This window comes from Rhodopirellula bahusiensis (assembly GCF_002727185.1).
In the GTDB taxonomy this organism is placed as follows: domain Bacteria; phylum Planctomycetota; class Planctomycetia; order Pirellulales; family Pirellulaceae; genus Rhodopirellula; species Rhodopirellula bahusiensis.
Map to the genome: position 1 here is coordinate 249641 of NZ_NIZW01000002.1, position 22203 is coordinate 271843.

Annotated in this window: 14 protein-coding genes; 8 read left to right on the forward strand and 6 right to left on the reverse strand. The window is 55.8% G+C overall.

Going from position 1 to position 22203, the window contains the following annotated elements:
* The first annotated feature begins 258 nt into the window (after positions 1-258).
* Genes CEE69_RS03670 through CEE69_RS03685 form a run of 4 tightly spaced genes read left to right on the forward strand, consistent with a single transcriptional unit; the run spans position 259 to position 6873 of the window.
* Entirely contained in the window at positions 259-2157 is a 1899-nt protein-coding gene (locus CEE69_RS03670; protein ID WP_233214591.1) for a TolC family protein, read from the forward strand.
* Complete coding sequence (locus CEE69_RS03675; protein ID WP_099259391.1) at positions 2154-3083, forward strand: efflux RND transporter periplasmic adaptor subunit; 930 nt, start codon at positions 2154-2156, stop codon at positions 3081-3083. Before CEE69_RS03670 ends, CEE69_RS03675 begins: the two co-directional genes overlap by 4 nt.
* Positions 3077-4528: an efflux RND transporter periplasmic adaptor subunit gene (locus tag CEE69_RS03680; protein ID WP_099259392.1), complete on the forward strand. Its 1452-nt coding sequence runs from the start codon at positions 3077-3079 to the stop codon at positions 4526-4528. Before CEE69_RS03675 ends, CEE69_RS03680 begins: the two co-directional genes overlap by 7 nt.
* Positions 4529-4587: 59 nt before the next feature.
* Positions 4588-6873 carry a site-2 protease family protein gene (locus tag CEE69_RS03685; RefSeq protein WP_233214593.1) on the forward strand — a complete coding sequence of 762 codons (2286 nt, stop codon included), beginning with the start codon at positions 4588-4590 and terminating at the stop codon, positions 6871-6873.
* 88 nt (positions 6874-6961) lie between these two features.
* On the opposite strand, the gene CEE69_RS03690 is transcribed toward CEE69_RS03685, so the two are convergent.
* The 4 genes from CEE69_RS03690 to CEE69_RS03705 all read right to left on the reverse strand — a co-directional run bounded on the left by CEE69_RS03690 (position 6962) and on the right by CEE69_RS03705 (position 13318).
* Complete coding sequence (locus CEE69_RS03690; protein ID WP_099259695.1) at positions 6962-9679, reverse strand: O-antigen ligase family protein; 2718 nt, start codon at positions 9677-9679, stop codon at positions 6962-6964.
* A gap of 269 nt (positions 9680-9948) precedes the next feature.
* A complete protein-coding gene (locus tag CEE69_RS03695; RefSeq protein ID WP_099259394.1) occupies positions 9949-11430 on the reverse strand; it encodes a DUF4346 domain-containing protein in 1482 nt (493 codons plus the stop codon).
* A 49-nt stretch (positions 11431-11479) separates the two neighbouring features.
* Positions 11480-12379: a DUF1573 domain-containing protein gene (locus CEE69_RS03700; protein WP_099259696.1), complete on the reverse strand. Its 900-nt coding sequence runs from the start codon at positions 12377-12379 to the stop codon at positions 11480-11482.
* Positions 12380-12634: 255 nt separating this feature from the next.
* Entirely contained in the window at positions 12635-13318 is a 684-nt protein-coding gene (locus tag CEE69_RS03705) for a Maf family protein (RefSeq protein WP_099259697.1), read from the reverse strand.
* A gap of 496 nt (positions 13319-13814) precedes the next feature.
* On the opposite strand from CEE69_RS03705, the gene CEE69_RS03710 reads away from it, so the two are divergent.
* The 3 genes from CEE69_RS03710 (at position 13815) to CEE69_RS03720 (ending at position 17620) form a co-directional block, all read left to right on the forward strand.
* The gene (locus CEE69_RS03710; protein WP_099259395.1) at positions 13815-15551 is read left to right on the forward strand and encodes a DnaA/Hda family protein; all 1737 of its coding nucleotides are present in this window, start codon (positions 13815-13817) and stop codon (positions 15549-15551) included.
* Positions 15552-15654: 103 nt separating this feature from the next.
* The gene (gene dnaB / locus CEE69_RS03715) at positions 15655-17103 is read left to right on the forward strand and encodes a replicative DNA helicase (protein ID WP_099259396.1); all 1449 of its coding nucleotides are present in this window, start codon (positions 15655-15657) and stop codon (positions 17101-17103) included.
* 85 nt (positions 17104-17188) lie between these two features.
* Complete coding sequence (locus tag CEE69_RS03720; RefSeq protein ID WP_143549143.1) at positions 17189-17620, forward strand: hypothetical protein; 432 nt, start codon at positions 17189-17191, stop codon at positions 17618-17620.
* A gap of 323 nt (positions 17621-17943) precedes the next feature.
* Here the strand turns inward: CEE69_RS03720 and CEE69_RS03725 are convergent, their stop codons facing one another.
* Entirely contained in the window at positions 17944-18384 is a 441-nt protein-coding gene (locus CEE69_RS03725; RefSeq protein WP_099259398.1) for a hypothetical protein, read from the reverse strand.
* Positions 18385-18461: 77 nt separating this feature from the next.
* The gene (locus CEE69_RS03730; protein WP_099259399.1) at positions 18462-20054 is read right to left on the reverse strand and encodes a DUF4153 domain-containing protein; all 1593 of its coding nucleotides are present in this window, start codon (positions 20052-20054) and stop codon (positions 18462-18464) included.
* 445 nt (positions 20055-20499) lie between these two features.
* Here CEE69_RS03730 and CEE69_RS03735 point away from each other — a divergent pair, with 445 nt between their 5' ends.
* A complete protein-coding gene (locus CEE69_RS03735) occupies positions 20500-22182 on the forward strand; it encodes a COG1361 family protein (RefSeq protein ID WP_099259698.1) in 1683 nt (560 codons plus the stop codon).
* The last annotated feature ends 21 nt before the right edge of the window (positions 22183-22203 follow it).

The window sequence follows — 22203 nt, forward strand, 5'->3', positions numbered from 1 at the left end:
TTGAGAGGGCACGCTTGCCAACCTTCGGATGAAGGTGCGGGCGACAACCGACAGTGATTGTTTGCGTTAGCAAATCTGGTCTAGGTAGGAATGAAGCCCACGTATCAGCATCACCGCAGCATCCGACGGAGGAGGCCCCTGCAGGTCTCGACGTTGAGAAGCGAAGAACGACGTTCGTTTGCGAAGGCGATGCAGCCTTGGCGACGGTCGCGGGTGGCTGCGTGGATGCTAGCAACCAGTGTTTTGATCTCGCTCGGAATGCATCCACCAATCCTCAGAGCAGAAGAAACGTCGTTTCAGCAGTTCCTCGACAACGCTGCACGCAACATGGCGGAGGCCAATCGCCGGGATTCGTTGCAACCAGAGACACCGTTGGCAACCGAATCAACGCCTCTTTCGTCTTCGAGCACCGACACGTTGGCGTTGCCGCCCGAACCAACGGAAGTCACCACGGCGGTTGACACCATTGCCCCTTGGTGGGAGTCCATTGCTTTTTCGGGTTTGTTGCAGACGCCTGAGCAAGTGTCATTTGATTTGCCAACCGTCCTGACGGACACGCTCGAGACCAGTCCTCGGATCTCATCAGTTTCACGGCGGACTTCGATTGCGTACGAAAAGATTGTGCAGCAAAACGCGGTCTTTGATCCGACGCTGTTGTTGGAAGGTGGCTACGGCCGCGTCAACGATCCGGTCGGCAGCACGCTGACGACGGGCGGCCCTGATCGATTGATTCAAAACTCGGTTATTGCCAGCGGCGGCTTCCGCAAATTGACGCGGCGCGGTGCGGTCGTCGATGTAACGCAAGAACTGGGAACGCTGGATAGCAACAGCCTGTTCTTCGAACCCAACCCGCAAGGCAATTCAAGGGTAAGCCTCAGCATCACGCAGCCGTTGTTGGCGACCAGCGGTGAAGTCTACAACACACGTCTCGTCACGCAGGCGTCGATTGACAGCCGGATTGCTTGGCAAGAGATGCGTTCGGAAGTGGAAGCCCACTTGGTCGATACCTTTCAAGCGTTTTGGCGTTTGTATGAACGCCGTTGCCACCTCGTTCAACAACGGGGCCTGATCGAACGAGGCGAACAAATCGCTCGCATCGTCGACGGACGAGCAGACTTGGATTCTGGACCATTGCAACGCATCAAAGTCCAACGACGATTGGCGAATGATCGTGATCGCCAGATCGAAATCGAAGCCGAATTGCGGCGGTTGCAAGTCCGATTGAGAACCCTCGTCGGCAGTCCTGAACTGGCGGCTCTCAATCAATCCGTTGAACTGATTCCGCTGGCCAATCCTGAGATCCCCAACGAAGCGATCGATTTGCAAGACGCGATCGTTCGAGGGTTGGAAAACCGACCCGACATCCAAGCGGCGACGCAAGAGCTCGCGGCGGCAGGGTTGGGGATCAGCGTGACTCGCAACGAATTGAAGCCACGACTCGATGCCGTCTTCGATGCGTATCTGTCGGGGCTCAGAGGAGACAACCGGTTCTTCCAAGCCTTCGGCGATCAGTTCACCGAAGGTCCCGGCCTGACGGCCACGTTGCAGTACAGCCTCCCGTATGGCCGCCGCGCCGCACGCAGCCGCGTTCGCGAAGCCAGATATCGATATCAACAACGCAGCGAAGAATTGCGTCAGAGTCTTTTGACTGCTCGACGTGAAATCGAAACGGCCTTGATTCAGGCGTTCGCGAATTTTCAGCTTCGTGAAAGCAAGGCGATCACCTTGCAAGCCGCGATCCGTGAAGAACAAATCGCAACGCGGCGTTGGGAGTTGCTTGCTGGCGATGGCGGTCCCACCGCGTTGGTGCTGGAGGATTTGCTCGAAACGCAGAAACGTCGCACCGAATCGGAGCAACTGTTTGTTAGTGCGCAGGTCGCCTCGGTGATTTCATTGATTGAACTGCAAAAAGCGATGGGAACATTGTTGAAGACGGAAGGAATTGAACCAGTGCGACCGGACAACACCAGCCAGATTGAACTGCTTCAAACCAACCCTGCTGATTCGAATGCATCGCGAATCACAGCTCATCAATCGGATTGGAATTCGCAGGTTGTCGGCGAATCCTTGATCGGTGAATTGGGCATGATCGAACTGGATGACTCATCCATCAAAGAAGTCGCGTCCGACTCGGAAGGATCGAATAGGAAAGAATGATGAAACGAACTTCATGGACGATCATCGTATTGAGCGTTTGCATTTCATCCGGAATGCAGGCGGGCATCGCAATGGGACAATCCGATGGCAGCTCGACTCGCGGAATCGCGTTGTACGGTGATTCCGCATACGAAGGCTTCTCGCAAGCGATTGAGGACATCTATCTTGGCAGCGAAGATCTGGGGCGGATCGTCGAATTGCCGGTGAAGGTGGGGCAACGAGTCAAAGCCAACGACGTCGTGGCACGCTTAGACGATGAAATTGAAAAGGCGTCGATGGAGATCGCGCAAACACAGGCATCGATGCTCGGTGAAATCAATGCGGCTCAGGCATCGTTGGACGTCCAAACGATTCGAGTCGAACACCTGCGTCGTTTGATGCGAGAAGAGATGGCAGGTTCCGACGAACTCCGTCGAGCAGAATTGGAATTGAAAGTTGCCAAGGCTCGTTTGCTGACCGCGACCGAGCAACGTGCACTGCGATTGGCGGAAGCCAACCGTCTCGAACTGCAATGGAAACGACGCAAAATCCGAGCTCCCTTTGACGGTGTGGTTGCGGAAAAGAAAGCGGGCTTGGGCGCCACCATCACACCCTCGGATCCTGACATCGTCCGCTTGGTCCGAACCGATGTCCTGCACGGTGTTTTCAATGTGATGGCCGATCGGGCTTTGCAAATGAAAATCGGCATGGAAACGCAGGTCTACTTTCGAGCCGCACGCAAAACCGTGGATGGAAAGATTGAAACGATCGGACCGTCCATCAACAGCGAAAGCGGCACGATTGAAATAAGAGTTCGGATCGAGAACCCTGCCAGTGAGCTCCGTCCGGGAGACCGCTGCACAATGCGGGTGATTGCACCATCCAGCTCAAAAGAGGGCACCGAGTCCATCTCCAAGCTTGGATCGCCAGGAGTCAATCGATGGTAGGCACGGCTCCCTCAGAAACGTTCGCGAATCAGGCACCGGCTGAACTTGCGAGTACGACCGAAAATTCGGCAACGCATCCGATGCAGTTTGCTGAATTGTCGGACGTCTCACAATCGAAGTTGTTTCAGTCGATGTGGCACACTTGGTTGACCGAGATGGCATCGACCAAGGACCGCGTGTGCGCTGCTGAGTTGTTGGTCCAGCGACTGTGTGCCGTGCTGCCAGAACACACCATTCGATTGGGCTGGGGCGCCCGATCGTTGCACCGATTGCACGACGGACGTTTGGGGTGGCTGGGGGCCGAAAATTCGATTCGCCAACGCTACGACGCGCAGTGGTTGGCGTCCACGGTGGAAGCCGACACTCCCGTGACCGAAAGTACATCGCGGTGGGACAATGGCACATTGGTGATCGACTTGGTTCCAGACGTTGTGCCTACGTCTGATTCGTCCAAGGCCAGCAACAATATTTCGGCGGCGGTGCCGCGGTGTCAACTTTGGATTCGGCCACCCGGGGCGGATGACTTCGACGCGAAGATGTTCCAACGCATGTTGACGACCGACGTGATGGGGTTGTTCGCAGCGATCTTTTTGAGTCGCCCTGCGAAAGATCATTGGGGGCGTTTGGCTAGCAAGCTGAGTAAATGGTGGTCGCGACGTGGATTGATTGGAATCGCGGTCTTGGTCACGTTGATTCTGACGTGCATCCCAATGTCGTATCGCACCCATGCGATCGCCACGGTTGCTGCGATGAACGGACGGATGATCGCTTCGCCGATCGACGCCACTCTTCTGACAACGTTGGTCCGACCTGGTGATCGGGTGAAGGCTGGCCAAACGTTGTTGCAGTTGGATGGACGCCCGCTTCGTATCGAACTGGAATCGCTGCTGGCGGAAATTGACGAGGCTCAAAAGGACGAAGACATCGCGTTGGCGAGCAGTCAAATTGCTTCGGCCCAGTTGGCGGGACTTCGTCGGAAAACATTGCTTCGAAAAGCAGAGTTGTTGCAAGACAAACTCAGCAAGCTGGATGTCGTTTCTCCGATCGATGGCGTGATCATTCAAGGCGACCTGACTCGATCGCTTGGAACACCGCTGGAGATTGGGCAAACGTTGATGGAAGTTGCTCCGGAGGGCAACGTCGAGATTGAATTGGAATTGCCGGAGTCCGAAATTGGCTTCGTGGAGATGAACGCTCCCGTTGAACTTTGGTTCCCCGCGTTGGATGGCGAGGCGTTTGAAAGCAACGTGCGATCGGTTTGGCCTGCCGCAACGATTCGCGATGACGCGAATGTGTTCGTAGCGATCGCCGAATTGCCAAACGAAGACGCATCATTGCGAGTGGGAATGCGTGGCGAAGCGGTTGTGCTGGGACCAACTTACCCGTGGATTTGGAAGTGGGTTCGAACCCCCGTGAGAAGGCTGGGGTGGATGATCGGATGGTGAATCAGAACGACGCCGCACGCGATGTACCACAAGTGGAAGTTGCTTCGGGATTTGGACAAATGAGTTCGGCCGAATCACCTCCCGCTGCGCCCAAAGTGCGTTTGGATCCAGATCTCGAATTCACTGTGTGTGAGGTGGCGGGCGTCACGATCTTTCGCGCCGCTCACTCTGGAACGGGCCAGCACTTTCAGTTTGGCGCGGCGGAACACTACATCGCTTCCTTGCTGGATGGGGAGCGATCGACCACGCAAATCGTTGAGCAGGCACAACGAGACGGATTGGATTGGTCACCCGAAGACGTCGCGGATTTCATCGCGGTTTTGGTCTCCCAGAAAATCGCGATTGCGGAACGAGGTGCTGGTGTGGCACCGGAATCACCATCACCCGATGTGGCGTTGGATGCATCGAGCGAACTGCTGGGTGAAACAACTGACGCGGACGAATCGACTCTGGACGATCGCTTGGAATCGGCCACTGCAACGCACGGGAAGAATGATCGAATCGGGATTCTTCAATCGTTGAAGCGAATGCTATCGGGGTGGGTCGCCCCGTTTGTGAAAGCGTGTTCATGGTTGATCAGCTTGCGATTTCCGCTGATCAATGCAAACGGACCAGCCAACGCATTGCTGCCCTTCACACGGCAGTTGTTTACGCCTCGCGGAGTCGTGGTTGCCGGCGCGTTCATCGCGATCTCGATGACATTTGCTTTGTTCCAACGAAGAGAATTGGCCGCCGAGCTGATGCGAATTTTTGATTCGCAGTTGTGGATCGGGATGCTGGGTATTTGGGCCGTGATGAAACTGGTCCACGAAATGGGCCACGCTGTCTCCGCACGTTGGCACGGTGTTCAGGTCGGCAAAGCTGGCATCATGTTCTTCTTGCTGGCGCCTTTGGCCTACGTCGATGTGACGAATGCTTGGCGACTGCCGAATCGTCAATCTCGCGCCTCCATCGCGATGGCGGGCGTGTACGTGGAGTTGTTGGTTTCGTCGATTGCCTACTGGATTTGGTGTTGGCATCCGTCTGAAGTGGCGGCCCACTGGGCGGCTCAGATCTTTTTCATCGCCGGTCCAGCGACATTGTTGGTCAACGCGAATCCTTTGCTTCGATTGGATGGCTATTACGTTCTGTCGGACTGGACTGACATTCCGAACTTGCGAGAACAAGGACGCAAGCTGTTTGGCGGGTGGTTGCAAACGAAGTTGTTTGCCATGCGAAGTCCCGCTTCCAAACTATCTGGTTGGCGACGCGGATTCGCAAGTTGTCACGCCGCCGCATCGGTTGTCTTTCAGTGCGTGTGGATGGGCGGCCTGATCATTGTTGTGTCGATGTGGGCGGGTCCCGTTGGCTTGCTGATGGCAATGGCCGCGATCCTTTTGTGGGTCATGCTTCCATCCATCAAATTCGCCAGCAAGGTTTGGAGCTACGAAGAATCGAGCGACTCGTTTTCCAAATGGTCTCACCGCCGACGTGCAATTTGGACCTGTGTGACCTTCTGCTTCTTGGCTCAATTCTTGGTCACGTTGCCGTCGCCTCTCAGTCGTCCGGTGCCCGTCGTCGTTCGATTTGCGGACGACCAAATTTTGCGATCTCCCGTTGATGGCTTCGTTGATCAGGTTGCCATGCAATCGGGAGATTCGGTGATGGCGGGCCAGGTCATCCTCGAATTGATCGATCATGAGTTGGTTGCGGAACGCGATGCGACCCAGTTGGAATTGGATGCAGAAGAGATCAAGTGGCAACGTCACGAAGGAATGGGCGAACTCGGTCTGGCCGAAGCCGCGAAACAAAAGTCAGAAAGTCTGAGACGTAGTTTGGAAGAGCTTAACGCGCAGGTCGATTCGCTTCGCGTGGTGGCCCAACGCGACGGCGAGATTCTGACGACCGACCTAGACGACCTCAACGAAACCTACGTTCGTGCGGGTGAAGAGTTGGTCCATGTCGGAGTCCGCCAACGAATGGAACTGTTGGTGTCAGTCGGCGATTCCGACTTGGATGCCTACCGATCGACCCTGCAAAAGAACGAGCCGATGCAGGTCCTTTTTCGCGGTGGCGAAATCATTGAGGTGCATCCAGAAAAGTTGCAACCTCGTGCCAGTCGCCAGGTTCCGCATCCCGCGCTGGCGGCCACGGTCGATGGGCCACTGCCGGTTACTCCCGCGAAGAAACAGTCACAGTCTTCGGATCCCTATGAATTGTTGACACCGAGGTTCCAGTCGATCGTCCCGCTCACACCCGCAGTCAGCGATCGCGTGCGAGCTGGTGAAACGGGGCAAATGGCTCTCCGCGATCAACGAAGCCTTGGCAGACGATTTTGGGAATGGTTGTCGGACGACGCGACGTAGCCGCCCGAACAAATCGAGCCTACTGCCTCGGTCACGTGATTCGTCTGCGGTTCATTTTGTCGAACCGCGAAATTTCGTTGCGACAACGCTAATTCAAGATGGATTCGACGCTCGGGAGCGTGTCGTCTTTCGGGAGGGTCGGTTCGAGCATCTCTTTTCGATCGGCTTCTGCGATACGGTCGACGAACTGTTGAAAACGAGCGTCTTTGGCAAATGCCTCGCGTCCCAACCGAGCGTGTCGAAGCGCGTCTTTTCGATTGCCGGTGATCAACATCTGCTCAATCAATTGAACTCGGTATCGAGGTTCATCCGGCAGCAACCGAATCGCTTCTTCGCCCGCCTTCGTCGCATTGGCCGTGTCATCGAGCGAGAAGTGTATGCGTGACAGGAGTGCTTGGCACTTGGCACGCCCGGCCAAATTGGACGCTCGACCGCAGTCGATCGAACCAGCCGCGTGCTTGAGGAATTTCTGATCCGGTTCGTCCCAGAGCATCACGTCGGCCGCCGCTAGCTCGATCGCTCGCGAATCATCGGGGATCACATCGGCAAGGGGAAGCTTGTCTTGGTTGACTCGGAAGAGAGGCATCAATTGAGATGCCAAGGTTGGACGCAACGCCAACGAATCGCGAAACGTTGCCACGGCGGAATCGTAGTCGCCGATCATGAAGGCGCGGCGTCCCAACCGCATCAAACGATTCGGTTCTGTCGAGTAGAACGTCGCGAGGTGTTTGACGGCGACGCCCGTTTCAGGTTGGGGTTCCAAAACGGATTGCAGTTGCACCAGCGATGCCCGTGATGCCTGACCGAGCGGGCAGCTTGCGACGCCAGCCAAGGCTGTGTTCCAGGCGTCTTCGTAGTGCAGAATGCTTTTCAAGCGGTCTCGAGTCATCGCGGCCAACGGCGGTGGGTATTCCAGTCCACGCTCGTTCAAGTTTGTCTTCGCATAAATCTGACCGGCCTGTTCGATGGTGGTCGGACGCCATTCCAACGTTTCTGCCAATCGTCCGCGGTCACGCTGGGTTGCCGCCAGCAACGTGCGTGTCTCGGGGAACGGGTTGGTGCTCAAGTTCTCGGCGAGCAACGACTCGACTTGTTCCAGCACTTCGGGTTGGAACTTCATTCCTTGGTATTCGCTTCGGATCCGGCGGACCAGCGACTCCGTTTCCGCGTCGTCCTTTAAACCTGGCATCACAAGGATGGACAGCAGGACGATGGCGACCGCGACCGCACCAACACTGACCGAAGAAGTGAGGCGACCCCATTTGGAGGTGGATTTCAGTTTGATCTTGTTCCCACCGGTGGCGGACTTCGTATTCGGTTCTCCCGCTTCGGCTTCCATCGCCGCCGCGGCTTCTTCTTCACGTTCGGCAGCGGCCATCGCCATCGCGTATTCCGGATCCGCCATTGCCATCGCATGATACGGATCATCTTCTTCGTCGGGCATCGGAGCTTGCAAACCACCGCCTGCGACCTGTCGCGAAACCACCGCGGTTGCCAGCACAACTGCGACGAACAAGTTGGCTGGCATGATCAACCCGAAGTCGAAGAATTGTGATGCAGCAACCGCAGCAATTGCGTACCAAGCCGCGACGCGAACGCCTTGGTCCACCGGGTCAGCCGATGTCGACAACCGTCGCAGTGATCGAAGCAAAATCACGAAAAGCAGCACCGTGATCACAACGCCGGGCAATCCGGTCTCGACCAACATTTCCAACCACAAGTTGTCGGCGTGTTCAAACCATGGCCCCGGACTTTGCGATTGGTACGGCAAGTAGGAATATCCGTATGTGCTGATGCCCGATCCCATCGGGAGGTAAGCCATCGCGGCATTCCAGCCGTCTTGCCAGTGCAGCAACCGGCCATCTTTTTGCAGTGTGTCAGCGTTTGCGGAGATCATCTCGAGCCGTGTGATGGATTCGAGATTGAGCTGCATCGGGACGGTCAGAATGGCGACCGAGATTGCGATCACCACCGCCAAAATTGGCAAACCGATCAAGCCACGCCGCGGGCGGACATATCCAAAAGCAAAAACCAGTCCGAACAGAGCCGCGACGACGCCGCCCCGCGAACCGTTGAGCAGCAAACCCGCGACGCATGTGATTGATGACAGCAATCCGATCAAGGATTCTCGGTCCGAGATCAGTGCGAGCAAGTCATTGAATTCGAAATCGGGATCGTCCAATTCGATGTTGTGCAAAGCCATCATCCGCCAAGACAACAATCCGAGGCTGGCGGCCAAACCGAAGTTCAACATCAACGCAGCGTTGTTGCGATTGACGAATCCGGCGAACCCACTGGACTTGGATTGGAAGAACCAGATGTCCGCGGTGGGATCGAGTTTGCGATAGAAGCCGATGATTGCAACGGAGGCCCCCGTGATCGCGATCGCGCTGAGCAGCATCGTCAGTCGATTGCGAGCGTGAAAAACGATCGATGCCGCAAATGACAGTGGCAACAACAACGTCAGCAACATCGCGACGTGCTGAGTATCAAACGGCGACACAGACATGGAATGGATCGATGGCTGTTCCGCGGCGGGAACCAAGCCCTCCAGCCACGTCGAGTAGGCATCCTGAGAACCCGGACTGAGCAGTCCGACAAGGCTGGATGGCAACGGCATGGTTTGGATCCACGCGAGCAACACCAGCAGCCCAAGCGGAACCAATAGTTTGTGCTGGCGCAGACCGCTGGACGCCGTCGTGTCGGTCAACCCAATCAGCGAGAGAACCATCGCGACCAAGATTCCGGCCGCGGCAATGTATTGGCTCCAGTGCAAAATGCCGCCGAAATCCGCGGCCAGACACAACGGAATCAGGACCAAGATCGAGGCGGAGATCCACAGCAACGTGGTACGCAGAACTGACACGCGGGCAACCGAACCAAAGGAACCAAGAAGGAAATCTCTGGTTAGGTTTTACCCGATTGCTACGAAGGACAAGACCGCATTCACGAATTGTTAAAACGTTCGGAGTGTTCGGCTGGTGTTCAGCGGGAGTGTTGCAGCGATTGAACCCGTTGCAACGACGTCAAACCGAATACAACTGACGTTGGATGGAATAGGTGGCATGGCGACGCTCATTCGCCGGATGGGGCGTCCGGATTCGGACGTTTCCGAGCGTGTCGGCTGGTCCGCTCGATCCGATGCGTGTCTTCCTCAACGGTGAGGTGACCCCAGTGCAACGCTTGGTCCTGCTCGTATTGTTTGCTCAATGTCAGCGCGATGTTGGCTTTGGCCAATTCGTAGCCCAGGTAAAACGCGTGCGAAGCGTCGACGTTGTCCGATTGTGGTTGCTGCATCAATTCAGCGAACAAGGCAAACGGATCTTTGCCAGTGAGATGCAAACCGGCACTTATCAAATGGATGGTGTCGTCTTGCGCGATCAACCGGTAATTGTTGTCTTTGACGCCACTCGCGAGTGCGTCCAACGCGGCATCCGAATGTGGTCGCAACTTCGGATCGCGAAGGGATACCAGTTGGTCCGACAAACGCTTGGGCGGAACCCCTCGCGAAACGGCGTGGTGAACCAATCGTCGAGCGATGTCGCACTCCGCGACCGAGGATATTGCCCAATTGATGACCTGGGTGGTCAAGACACTTCGGATCGAAAGCTCTTGGCAGATCCCGAGCAACAAGAAGTTGACGCCAGCCGAATCGACGTCGGTGAGTTCTGTCAGGTTGCCGATCCCCATCATCATTTCAATGTCGGGATACCGCCGCCGAACTTCCGCGTAACGCAGAAGACTTTCGGTGAAAGCGGATCCAATCGGTTCCAAGATCGGATCGACGCGAAAATCAATGTTGTTGCGTTGAAGGAACTCAATCGTTTCGTCGAGGCTATCCAGGTCGTCGGGAACATCCGGAATGGCCACAACTTCACAACCCCAGTCACGTGCGGCGTCGCGGTTGGATGAGTTGACCGACAATACTAATGTGGCTCCCGAACAAATCGCATCGTCAGCTTCGTCAGGATCAAACGTGTCGATGCTGATCGTATGACCAGCATCCACCAGAGCCGAAACGTAGTCACCAATTGTTCGGCATCGACGCGACGGGTCGCATCCCAAATCGATTCGGTCCGCACCGTCCGCACGCAATCGATTCGCGATCGTGACAACTTCTTCGACCGACATTCGCGGTGCGTGATTGATCTCAGCGATGATCTCAATCGAGTGCGCCGACAGATCGACGGATTGCTGGCGGCCGGTCATCCAGGCGTGCAAATCGCGACAGTCTTTGGGACCGCACAACACCGCGGCCGAGGTTTGCTGGATCAAACCCAACAGTGGAGTCGCCAAGTCGCCAGCCGCTTCCAAGTTGTCTTCCAGAAATCCTGGCAAGATCACGTGCGTCGCGGAAGTTGGTATCTCCCAATGCCGCGAAAGCCATTTTGGTGTGATCAGGGCGGCGACGGTGATCGGAACCACACCCACGCTTTGCTCGCAACCAAACTCTTTCGCGATGCGAGCCGCTTCTTCGGTCACCGCAGTTTCCGCCAATCGCCCGGTCAAGAAATGAACGTGCGAGTCGGAAGTCAGCGTGGGAGGCGGAGAAGGCATGCGGTGGTGACGATGGGCGAAGGGCGTTCGCCCGGGATCGGCGAGTCGGCTACTTTACAGTACCCGTCGCAACGCACTCAGCCGTCTTGTCGCCGGGCAGATCCGTCACGATCTGGATTCGCTGGGCAACGCGATCCGGTTTGTCTCCGCCGGTGAATTTCATTTCAACGAAGTGCAATTTCTTTTTGCCTTCGGGAATTTCAAACTGGAAGCGATCGTCCGAGCAGCGAACTTCTTTGATTTCGAAGGCTTCTTCGCCACGGATCAACAAACGTTTGCTGACCGTTTTGCCCGACTCGGTTGTCCCCAAGCTGACCGCGGCCGGAGAAATGCTGATCGTGGGACGAATCATTCCGGCGATCGACATTTCGATGGTCGGGAATTTGGAGTCATTGCTGACCAGAGTCAGCCGTTCGCGAATTTCACCTTCGGACATGGTTTCTTTCATGCGAACTCGCATTTTGTATTGAACCATATTTGGCTGGACGATTGGTTGTTCCAGTTTGACGGCAAAGTCGTCGCAGTGGCTGCGGACATCGGTCAGACGCCAGCTTGAATTGCCGCGGTGGGTGATCGTGATGTCTTGTTCTTTGACTTCACCGTTTTTGCATTGGCCGAAGTCGACTTCCGGTGGATCGAACGTCACGTCCGTGCGAATGAAACCACTGACCTGCAGTTGGACTTCCGCGTAATACGGTTGATCAAAGATGACCGTCACGGTCGCGGCTTTTTGGCCAATGAATGTGCTGGTGTTCAGCTTCGCGACGATCGAACTGGTTTCGTGCGTTTCCAGTGTGTCATCTGAAACGGTCGGCGTGGTGCAACCGCAACTGCTTCGAACCCCTTGGACGTGGACTGTCTCTTCGTACAGGTTCCGGAATTCAAATTTGAATTCGGCTTTGGTTCCGCGGCCGACAACTCGAAAATCATGCTTTGTTTCGGTGAACATTTTTTCGGCCCAGTTCTGTGCGTTGGCTGAAGAAGCCAGCGTCACCAGAGAGAACAGGGCAATGCAACCGGTCAGGCTGGAACGGACGAGTGATCCAATCATCAAACAAATCCATCGGCTAAGGCGAATTTTGTCACAGCAGCAAGGCTGGCACGATCGCACGAGGGTATTGGGTGGGCAATTTGAAAATCGATTCGAGACATTCGATTCGTCGACGCCGTCCTTCGCCGCCTCTGCTCGCCGCCGTAGTTGGAACTAAGAGCAGCTTGAATCGGATGATTCAATCGAATCAATCGTCGGGGTGGTTATCTTTTCGGCTTTTCGCTCAAAGTTTTCCAGCAATTCCGCCAGTCGTTCCATCGGCAATCCGACAACGTTGCTTTCACTATCGTTTCCAATGATCGTCAACCAATCGTTTCCGTCTTGGAAACCGAAAGCTCCTGCCTTGCCTTCCCATCGCAAACTATCCAGGTGTTCGGACAATTGCTCTTCGGTCAGTTCCGACATCCGCAGTCGAGTGCGAACGACATCAACCTGGAACGTCTCGTTTCTTCGAGACCACAAGCAGACGCCGGTGTAGACATCGTGTTCGCGTCCGCTGAGTAAACGCAGCATTTCTTCGGCGTGATCGCGATTGTGGGGTTTGCCCAAAATGCTTCCCACACAGGAGGCGACCGTGTCGGCGGCCAGCACCAATCCTTGATCGATGCGGGCGACCACGTCGGCGGCTTTTCGGTATGCCAGCCTTGCCACCATTTCGGGGGCGGTCTCTCGGCTACAGATCCCACACTCGGCGGAATCGGAAGCCGGTTGAATTGAAAATTCGTAGCCTGCCGCTGAGAGCAATTGCGCTCGTCGCGGGGACCCGCTGGCCAGGATCAATGATTCCGGATTGGGTGATCGCGAGCCCGGCAATTCGGCCCGTGGAAGATCGTTCATCAGAGGAAGTTTGCTCATCATGAGTCCTAGTTTATCGGATGCTCCCGGGGCGTCGTCCCGGGAGGTGCCGAAACGCCGATTTCGGTGCCGAAATTCTTATCAACAGGGTTGGCGGTTCGTAAGTGCTTGCATCCGAGTCGTTTACACGCATGACATTTTGAAGAAGGTTTTGTGTGGAAAAGGTTACCGACAGATTTTCCACGAGTCACCAAACTCGCCTTGCCGACACTGAAGGGACTCCGTCATGATCTCGGATCGCAATCGGCTCGGGATTTTCCGACCCCGCCGGATGACCTCACGCCGTGTCGGCACCCACGCTCCAAAACTTCACTCAATCTATTTGACTTGTTTGCTAGCAAACCTAGAATCTGCCCCAACGTCGTGAGGGAGCACATCACTCGGCGACACTCATCGCTTCGAAGAATCGCAGCCACGCTGGCCGCCCGATTCGTCGCCCGTGTAAACAAAATCCATGAGGGAGGTCTGCGCAACCGGTATGTCGTCGACGCAAGGTAGCATCGAGACGCAGGAAGCCATTGAGCGATTCGCCGAGGCTTTGCATCAACGCATCGGCGCGGACCGATACCGGTTGTGGTTCACCCATGGGGTCAGCTTCGATCTGGAGGTCGGCGAGTCGCCTGATGATGGCAAGCCAACCGTGGTCGTGGTGATCCGAACCAGCGGACCCTTTGCCGCCCAACGCATGGGCAACAGTTTCGCAACCGAGTTGCGCGCCGCGGCCATGATCGCTTGTGGTGAACGCGCTCGTTATCGCATCGACGTGGAAGAAGCGGAGCAACCCGCGCCGAAGAAACGAACTCGCGCGGCCAAGGTTGCTGCTGAAAAGAAAGCGACTGCAAAGACCGGCGGTCGTCGATCAACAGCGCGTGCGACCAGTGGACGTGCATCTGCCAGTCGACAATCCGGTGGACGCCAATCCAGCGGTCGTCGCGGATCAGCAAACAGTTTGGCTAGCCTGCTCGCTCAATCCACCGCAACCGGCGAAGACAAATCCGCAAGCTCGCGTGGTGGACGCGGTCGATCACGCGGTCGTGTGGAACACGATCCCATCGCGGCGTCTGAGTTGCCCGAGGAAGAACACTTGGACGACGAAGAGATGGATGACGAGGAAGTCGCTGTCTCCACACCACGTTCATCAAAGTCCAAGCTTCCGCCGCTTCCGGAATCACAGCCTACCGGCGGCCGAACGCTCGACAGTTTCATCACCGGACCCTGCAACGAGTTCGCGTTCTCCGCCGCGATGATGGCGGTCGCGACTCCATCGGTTGCCACACCTTTGTTCTTGCACGGTCCAACTGGGACTGGCAAGTCACACCTGTTGGCGGCTTTGGCGAATGAGTTCCGAACTCGTCGCCGGATGCGTCGAGTCGTGTTGCTGACCGCGGAACAATTCACCAATGACTTCGTCGTTTCGGTGGGCTCGACCGGATTGCCCGCTTTCCGTCGCCGCTACCGCGACGTCGACGCTTTGTTGATCGATGACGTTCACTTCTTAGCGGCCAAAACGGCGACGCTCCGAGAAGCTTTGTACACGGTGGAAACCTTGGCATCGGCGGGGAAACCGCTCGTGTTCTCCGCCAACCTTCCTCCCAGCGACATTCGCGGATTGACCGGCGAAGTGGCCGGCCGGATGGCGTCTGGGCTAGTTTGTCCGCTTGCTGCGCTCGATCAACAAACTCGTTTCCAGCTTTTGCAGCGGATGGTCGCGACGCGATGCGTGCTGGGGTGTGACAACACATTGTTGGAAGAAGTCAGCGAACTGATCGGCGGCGACGCTCGTGCCGCTGGCGGAATCGCGAACCTGATCGGAATGTTGCAGCGAATGTTCCGCCGCGAACCCACGATCGACGAAATTCGTCGTTATGGCGGCGATTTGTTGCGAAGCACCCAAGTGGCACCGACTCTCCGCAGCATTGAAAAAGCGGTTTGTGAGACTTTCGGGCTTGAAGGTGACGGGCTGCGCGGCAAAGCTCAAACGAGACGGGTTAGTGAACCTCGCACCCTCGCGATGTACCTGGCTCGCCAACACACGGGCAGTGCGTTCACTGAAATCGCCAAGCACTTTGGTCGACGAAGTCACTCCAACGCGATCTCAGCGATCAGTAAAGTGGAGACTTGGTTATCCAGCGGCAAACCCATCGGTGCGGGCGACGGCGCCATGTCGGCGCAAGACGCCATCGCTCGTGTCGAATCACGTTTGCGAGTCGGCTGAGTCGTCGGACCACGCCTCGCCTTGCATTCTCATCGCCATCCATTCTGATTGAATGGATTCGTTTCTTTGAACCATCCATCCGACCCCAACGGCAGCTTCACGGATGATCGCAGACAACAAATTCGACGGACCTCATCGCGGTAAGAAGAAGAAAGAAGCTTCGACCAGCGAAATCCTTGCTCGGCAGCAACCGTTCGATCGCGAAGCTGAGATGGGCGTGATCGGTTCCGTTTTGCTGATGCCCGATATCTGCGACGAGATCGCGTCGCTGAAGGCGGATGACTTCTACGACGAAGCCAACCAGATCATCTATCGCCACCTTCGAGACATGTTTGACTCGGGCGAAAAGATTGACATCACGTTGTTGGTGTCGCGGATGCGAACCGCGGGCGACTTTGAAAAAGTCGGTGGCGCCGCGTACCTGGCTCAACTAGGCGGCAGCGTCGCAAACGCGGCACACGCGGCTTTCTATGGCGAGATTGTTCGTGAAAAGGCGATGTTCCGTCGTTTGATCGAATCCGGCACTGAGATCCTGCGAGATGCTTACGAGCAAAACAGCACCGCAAAGGAATTGTGCGCGCAAGCGGAGCAAAAAGTTTTCGCGATCATGGAAGGCCGAACGGGCAACTCGGTTTGGGCGATCAGCGATGTGTTGCACCAAGCGATGGATCGCATGGAAGCTCGGATGCGAGACGACTATGTCGAGGGCGGTGCCGAAACGGGGCTGACGGACTTTGACCAAATGACCGGCGGTTTGCACCACGGCGAGCTGATCATTCTGGCGGCTCGTCCTTCGATGGGTAAAACGGCGCTCGCCATGAACATCGCCGAACACTGTGCGATCGTTCAGCGTGAACCGGTCTTGTTCGTCAGTTTGGAAATGTCGGCGATTGAATTGGCTGACCGGATGCTTTGTAGTTTGGCTCGCGTGAACGGTCACCGTCTGCGAAACGGGACGATCAGTTCCGACGACCGCGACCGCTTGGTTTCCAAAGCCAACGACATCAGCCAAGCTCCGCTGTTCGTGGATGACTCGCCGAGTCGAACGGTCAGCGAAATCGCCGCGGCGGCACGTCGGATCAAGCGAAAAGAAGACGGTCTCGGACTGATCGTGATCGACTATTTGCAGCTCATCGAACCGGACAACTCGCGTGACCCTCGGCAGGAGCAGGTCGCGAAGATCGCTCGTCGTTTGAAAGGGATGGCTCGTGAGTTGGAAGTCCCGTTGTTGTGTTTGTCTCAGTTGAATCGGCAAGCGGAAGACGGCAAGGATCACCGTCCAAAACTTTCGCACCTTCGTGAGTCGGGTGCTATCGAGCAGGATGCCGACGTTGTGATGTTTGTGCACCGCGAGGAGTATTATCACCGCGGTGAAGACAAGGCTCAGTTCGCCGGGCAAGCCGAGATCATCATTGCGAAACAGCGGAACGGGCCGGTTGGCGACGTTGAACTGACCTGGGAAGGCGACTTCACTCGATTCAGCAACCGCGCCGCGGAACATCACAGCGAATTCGATGATTATCGTGAATTCACCAGCCCTGGCGGTTTTTGACGCGTTTGGGCACGCGCCGAACGGATTCGAAATTGCTATCTTGATTTCGACGTCAGTTCGTTTTCACGGCCCACGGAGTCGACCGATGAAGAAGTTTGTTACAGTCGCTGTCTTGGTTTTGGTATCGCTGACCTTCGCGGCTCAGGTTCCTTCTCAACAAGTTTCTCCGGACGCCCCCGGCGACAAACTATCGGAGCCAAAGGCGAGTGATGCCAACCTTGGACGAGAGGTTGTGGAGACGCTCGAAGCGGCCTACGCAAGCTATTGGACTGCCTTCATTTCGGGCGAGGCGACGTTCGCCGATGTCTTGCGAATTGACCGTAAGCTTTTCGAGGCTCAGAAGAAGTTCGGAGATCCAGACTCGATCAAAGAATTTGCTCAGTCACACTTTGACCGCGCAGAACGTCTCGAAACAACAGCCGCCCAATTTCTCAGGAATGGGATTGGTACCAAGCAAATCTTGTTGGAAGCGAGGGCGGCCCGGCTGAACGCAGCTCTCGAATTGGCTCAGCACTGAGGAACCGTTCGGAATCAAGTTCGGCTGTAGCGGAGCGGCGCGAGCCGCCCGGTGTGTCACCGGAGGGCTCGCGTCCTTCCGCTACCTTTGATCCCGAAGTTGTTGCCGAATGGTTCCTGAATCGATTCAGGCTTTAGGCTGAATGACCGCTGACTCTCCGCGTCTTCAACTCGCATGAGTTCACTCAGGTCGATCACGACGCCGAGCTGGTTGCAAAAAAACTTGGTTGCAATAGAACTCCGCGCACACGTCAGGGCAGACGGCCTCGAAATTCGCGAATGCATTCCCGTCCGGGTCGCTCGCTCAGGAAAGTCAGGCCAAACTCATTGGGCGTCTTCTTTTGCAGCGATGAACTCCTTCAACGCTTCGTGGCCACGGCCCGTTTGATGAACAATGAGGCTGAAGTTCTGTGGGTAAACAGAGAGGCTCGCGGGGCCGCCGTTGCGTTCCCACGAATTCGGTTCGACGAGGGTTTGAACTTCTTCAAGGAAGTCGTCCAAGGCCGCGTGCACATCGGAATGCTCCTGCGATTTGCTGAGCATGTCGTAAACACGATATTCGGCCTTGGTGACTTTGGCGGACATCGAATCGTTCCAACCCTCTTCGTAGCCGGTTAGATAGCCATCGTCGATTCCGTTTCTTCGGCCCCACTTATACGCTCCCAATCCGATCGCAACCAACAGCACCAGCAGAAGAGCGGTCTTGATGCCAAACTTCGCACGCGGGCTGAATGGAATGCGAAGATGGAATTCAAAGTTACTCATAGTTAGGTCTCGCTTCTTGCGAGGAGTTGAATCGGCTTCCGTTTGAGACCGGAAATTAGAATGGCTCCGATAGCAGATCAGTACCACTGCATCGCGTAATCCTTGAATCGTTGCAGGGTGGATTGGCGATCGACCGGGCTATCGAACTGGGTTGATAAGTTCGGGTGTTCCGCCAATCGCGTTGCGAGCAATCGTGTCGAACCTTGGAGTTCACTCCAGTGAGTCTTACCAGCAGCAGTGAGTTCGGCTTGGCGGATGGCCAGACGAGCTTGCACGCCTTCTCGAATGATCGGATCGGGGTGTTCGATCAGGTGGAACGTCGACAGCAGCCCTTCGTCGCTGATCGGTTTGACCGCCAACATCACCGATGGAGCGGAATAGCCCGAGTTGACTCGCGAAACGTTGTAGCGATGCGAGACGTAGTCGACCGGTGTGATGCTGTACGCGATGACAACAATTGTCAGTGCCAACATTTGTGAACGAAGCAGCCACCAAAAATTTTTGGTGGTGGCGATCTTGTACACGACCAGAGCGAATCCAATCACGACGGCGGTGATCCCAAACAAACCGACCATGCGAAGCTGTGTCATTCCGTTGTAGCCGATGTAGATCAGCAAACGATTGTAAACAGCCAATGCGAGCAGCAAGTTTTCTGCGGACCAGATCCATGCCCACCAACGAACTTTGGGCATCCGAGGATCGGCAAGCAGACTGCGTCCGAAGATGACGGACAAGGAAACCGTCGCCAGTCCCAATGCAATGGTCAGCCACGCGGCACCTTGATGGGCGTAGCCGGCATAGTAGAAGCCTTCCGGAAAATCACGACGCCAGAGCGTCCAGAATTCAAAGCAGAGGTAAGCGGCGAAAAGAGTCGTGACGGCAATCAATGTGTTTCGATAGGCTGAGTAGAGTCCAGACTCAGACGACGCGATCTCGCCATCGACTTCCGATTGATCTCCAAATCGCAGGTACGGGCTCAGTGGACGAATCAATCCCATGCCAATCGTCAACGCCAGCACGCAGAACGGGATTTCCCAAACGGAAAAACTGCTGAACCAATCCAACGTGATGTTCCACGCGGATGTCACATGTCCGCCGACCCAAGAAACCAAGTCGGGGTTGGCCATCACGAAGATTCCGCCGAACGCCAACACGGCTGCGACGGGAAGCAAAACCGAAGCGAGTCGATGATGGTTGCGAACCTGGTCGATGGCTTGGCAGGTGAAACGGTAGCGAGAAATGCGATTGGTGCCATCGACAAAGCTGCGGCCGAGCCACAAGAAACCCTCCAGCACAAAAGGCACCACGCCGCTGGCGGCCATCGACATCGCGACGACCAGAAGCGTTGCCGAGAAGATTGCCAGTGGTGAGCCCTGCCACAGCAGTCTCAAGGCGACCAGCCCGGACAACGCTCCGCAAATGGCGAGCGAGCGTCGATGCGGAAGGTTCTTTGCCGCGTATCGAAAAAGGATCGGCGTCAGCACCAAGAAGATCGCGATCGACAGGTAAGTTGCGAGCCGAAAGATCAAAACGTCCGCGGCGAACGTCCAAACGAGAGCGGCGGTTATCTCCCGTGTCGCCAATCGAATTGGAATTCCAAGATCCTTCGATGACAGGTTGGAGGAAGGATTGGACGGTGGGTCGGCCGGAGTACTCAGGTTGCTGGACATCGCGAATCACCTTCGTGTGAGAGAAAAGACCCAGAGGCTTTTGAGGCACATCGCCCCACGTTCTTGGTCGAACGGTCCCGCCTAGGGCAATCTCAGTATAGACCCGCGTGATGCCGACGTGCCAACCATCGCGTTCTTGATCGATTGAACGCTTCGTGATCGGCCCGGTCGATCACCTTCGACACATGGTTTCGCGTTCAGCATCCGCATCGAGGAAGGTCGCGTTTGATTCACGCCCAACATGCACCCTCAGCGATCATTCGATCACTCATTTCGAGGAGTAGACAACGCGTCGACCAGGCGATGCACCGAACGTGGCGGTTTCTTGAATTCTTCATCGCAGAAAGGTCGTGGCTGGCATAGGCCTTGCTCAACTTCGGCGTCGTTGCCAACCGGCGACGATCGTCAATTTCCCATCGATTTCCAAACTACCAAGAGGTATGTCATGACTTCATTCGGAAGAAGTCTCTTCTTCGCAGCAGCGGCCGTCTGTTCCGCGTCGCTGATTCCATCCGCCCAAGCGCAAACGTCGCTCTCGACCGGCGATGGACTATTGAAAGTGTCCAGCCAAATGCCCGAGGAGGTTCGCCTCGGCGAGAGTTTTAACTACACCGTTGACGTCGTGAATATCTCTGACGCGGTCACTCTTCATCAGGTGAAGTTGGCCCAGAAGAACACGGAGGGATTGACCATTGAATCGGTCTCTCGGCAAGGCAAACAGCAGAACGAAAAGCAATCTCAGTCCGGTAAGAAACAGAAGAAACAAAGCAGCAAGAATCAAATGGTGATTCAAATGCTGAAGCCGGGCGAATCGCGAAAGTTTGACGTTCAAGCGGTCGCCGATAAAGAAGGCGAGATTCGTAGTTGCTTGGAAGTGGTCAGCTACAAACCTGCAATCTGCCTGACCAGCGAGGCAGTCAAGCCTCAGTTGGAATTGACTAAGTTTGCACCCAAAGAAGCCAATCGATGCAACGTCATCGAAGTGGAATACACACTGAAAAACGGCGGCAGCGGCGATGTTGGCCCAATTACGATCACGGATTCGTTGGGCGAAGGTCTGTCCACGATCGATGGTGAGAACGAGTTGAAGTTTGACATCGATGGGTTGGAAGCTGGCGACACTCGCAAGTTCCTGGCTCGCGTTTACGCTGCGAAGAGTGGCGAGTTCGGAAGCCGTGCTGAAGCAAAAGCCAACGAAAGCGATCTGAGCTCACGCAGCAAGAAGACTCAAACGAAGATCGTTTCGGCGGACTTGGTTGCAACCTTGGACGGACCCAATCGTTTGTACGGGAACGACTTGGCTCACTTTACCGCGACGATCACCAACCAGGGCAACGCTCCCGCGGAAGATGTTCGCATCAACTTGATGTGGCCCGAAGCAGCCAACCTGGCTGATATGAGCGAGCCAGAGTTGAAATCAGGCGATCAGTCGCAGCAGAACAAGTCGAAGGAACAGCCCGAAGGCCAGCCAACCGTTGCAAAATCTGACAACCAGTCGGATTCGAAGAAGTCGAGCAACGGAAAAAACGACAAGCAATCGCAGCAAGAAGATTCGCCCAAGATGGCGGAAGAAATGGTGACGATTGAGAAGCTGAGCCCGGGGCAAAGTGCCACGATCGACTATGCGATTCGCACTGGGGAACTGAATGAAATTCCCACCAAAGTGAAGGCGACCAGTGTCTGCACGGTCGATCCGGCCAAATCGGAAGAGAATGCGACAACGCGAGCAACAGCCACGGCAATGGCACGTGCGAAGGTCGTTCGTCTTCCAGCTTTGCAACTGACAGTCGTCGATGACGAAGATCCTGTCAGCAACGGAAGCGAAGTGACCTACACCATCAAAGTGTGGAACGAGGGCGACGCCATCGACAACAACGTTCGTCTGACCGCTGAACTACCAGATGGGCTGAAGTTTGTGTCGGCTGATGGTCCGACGGAATTGAAAGAAGAAGGAAGTTCGATTCAGTTCGCTCCAATCAAAAAGCTTCAACCCGGCGATGAGGTGACTTACACCGTGAAGGCCGAAGGCGATGGAGAAGGTTCGGTGCGATTGACCACTCAATTGGCCAGCCAATCGCTCTCTTCGAAAATCACGGCGGAAGAACCCACGCGAATTTTCAAACGCTGATCGATTTCTCGCCACTCTGAT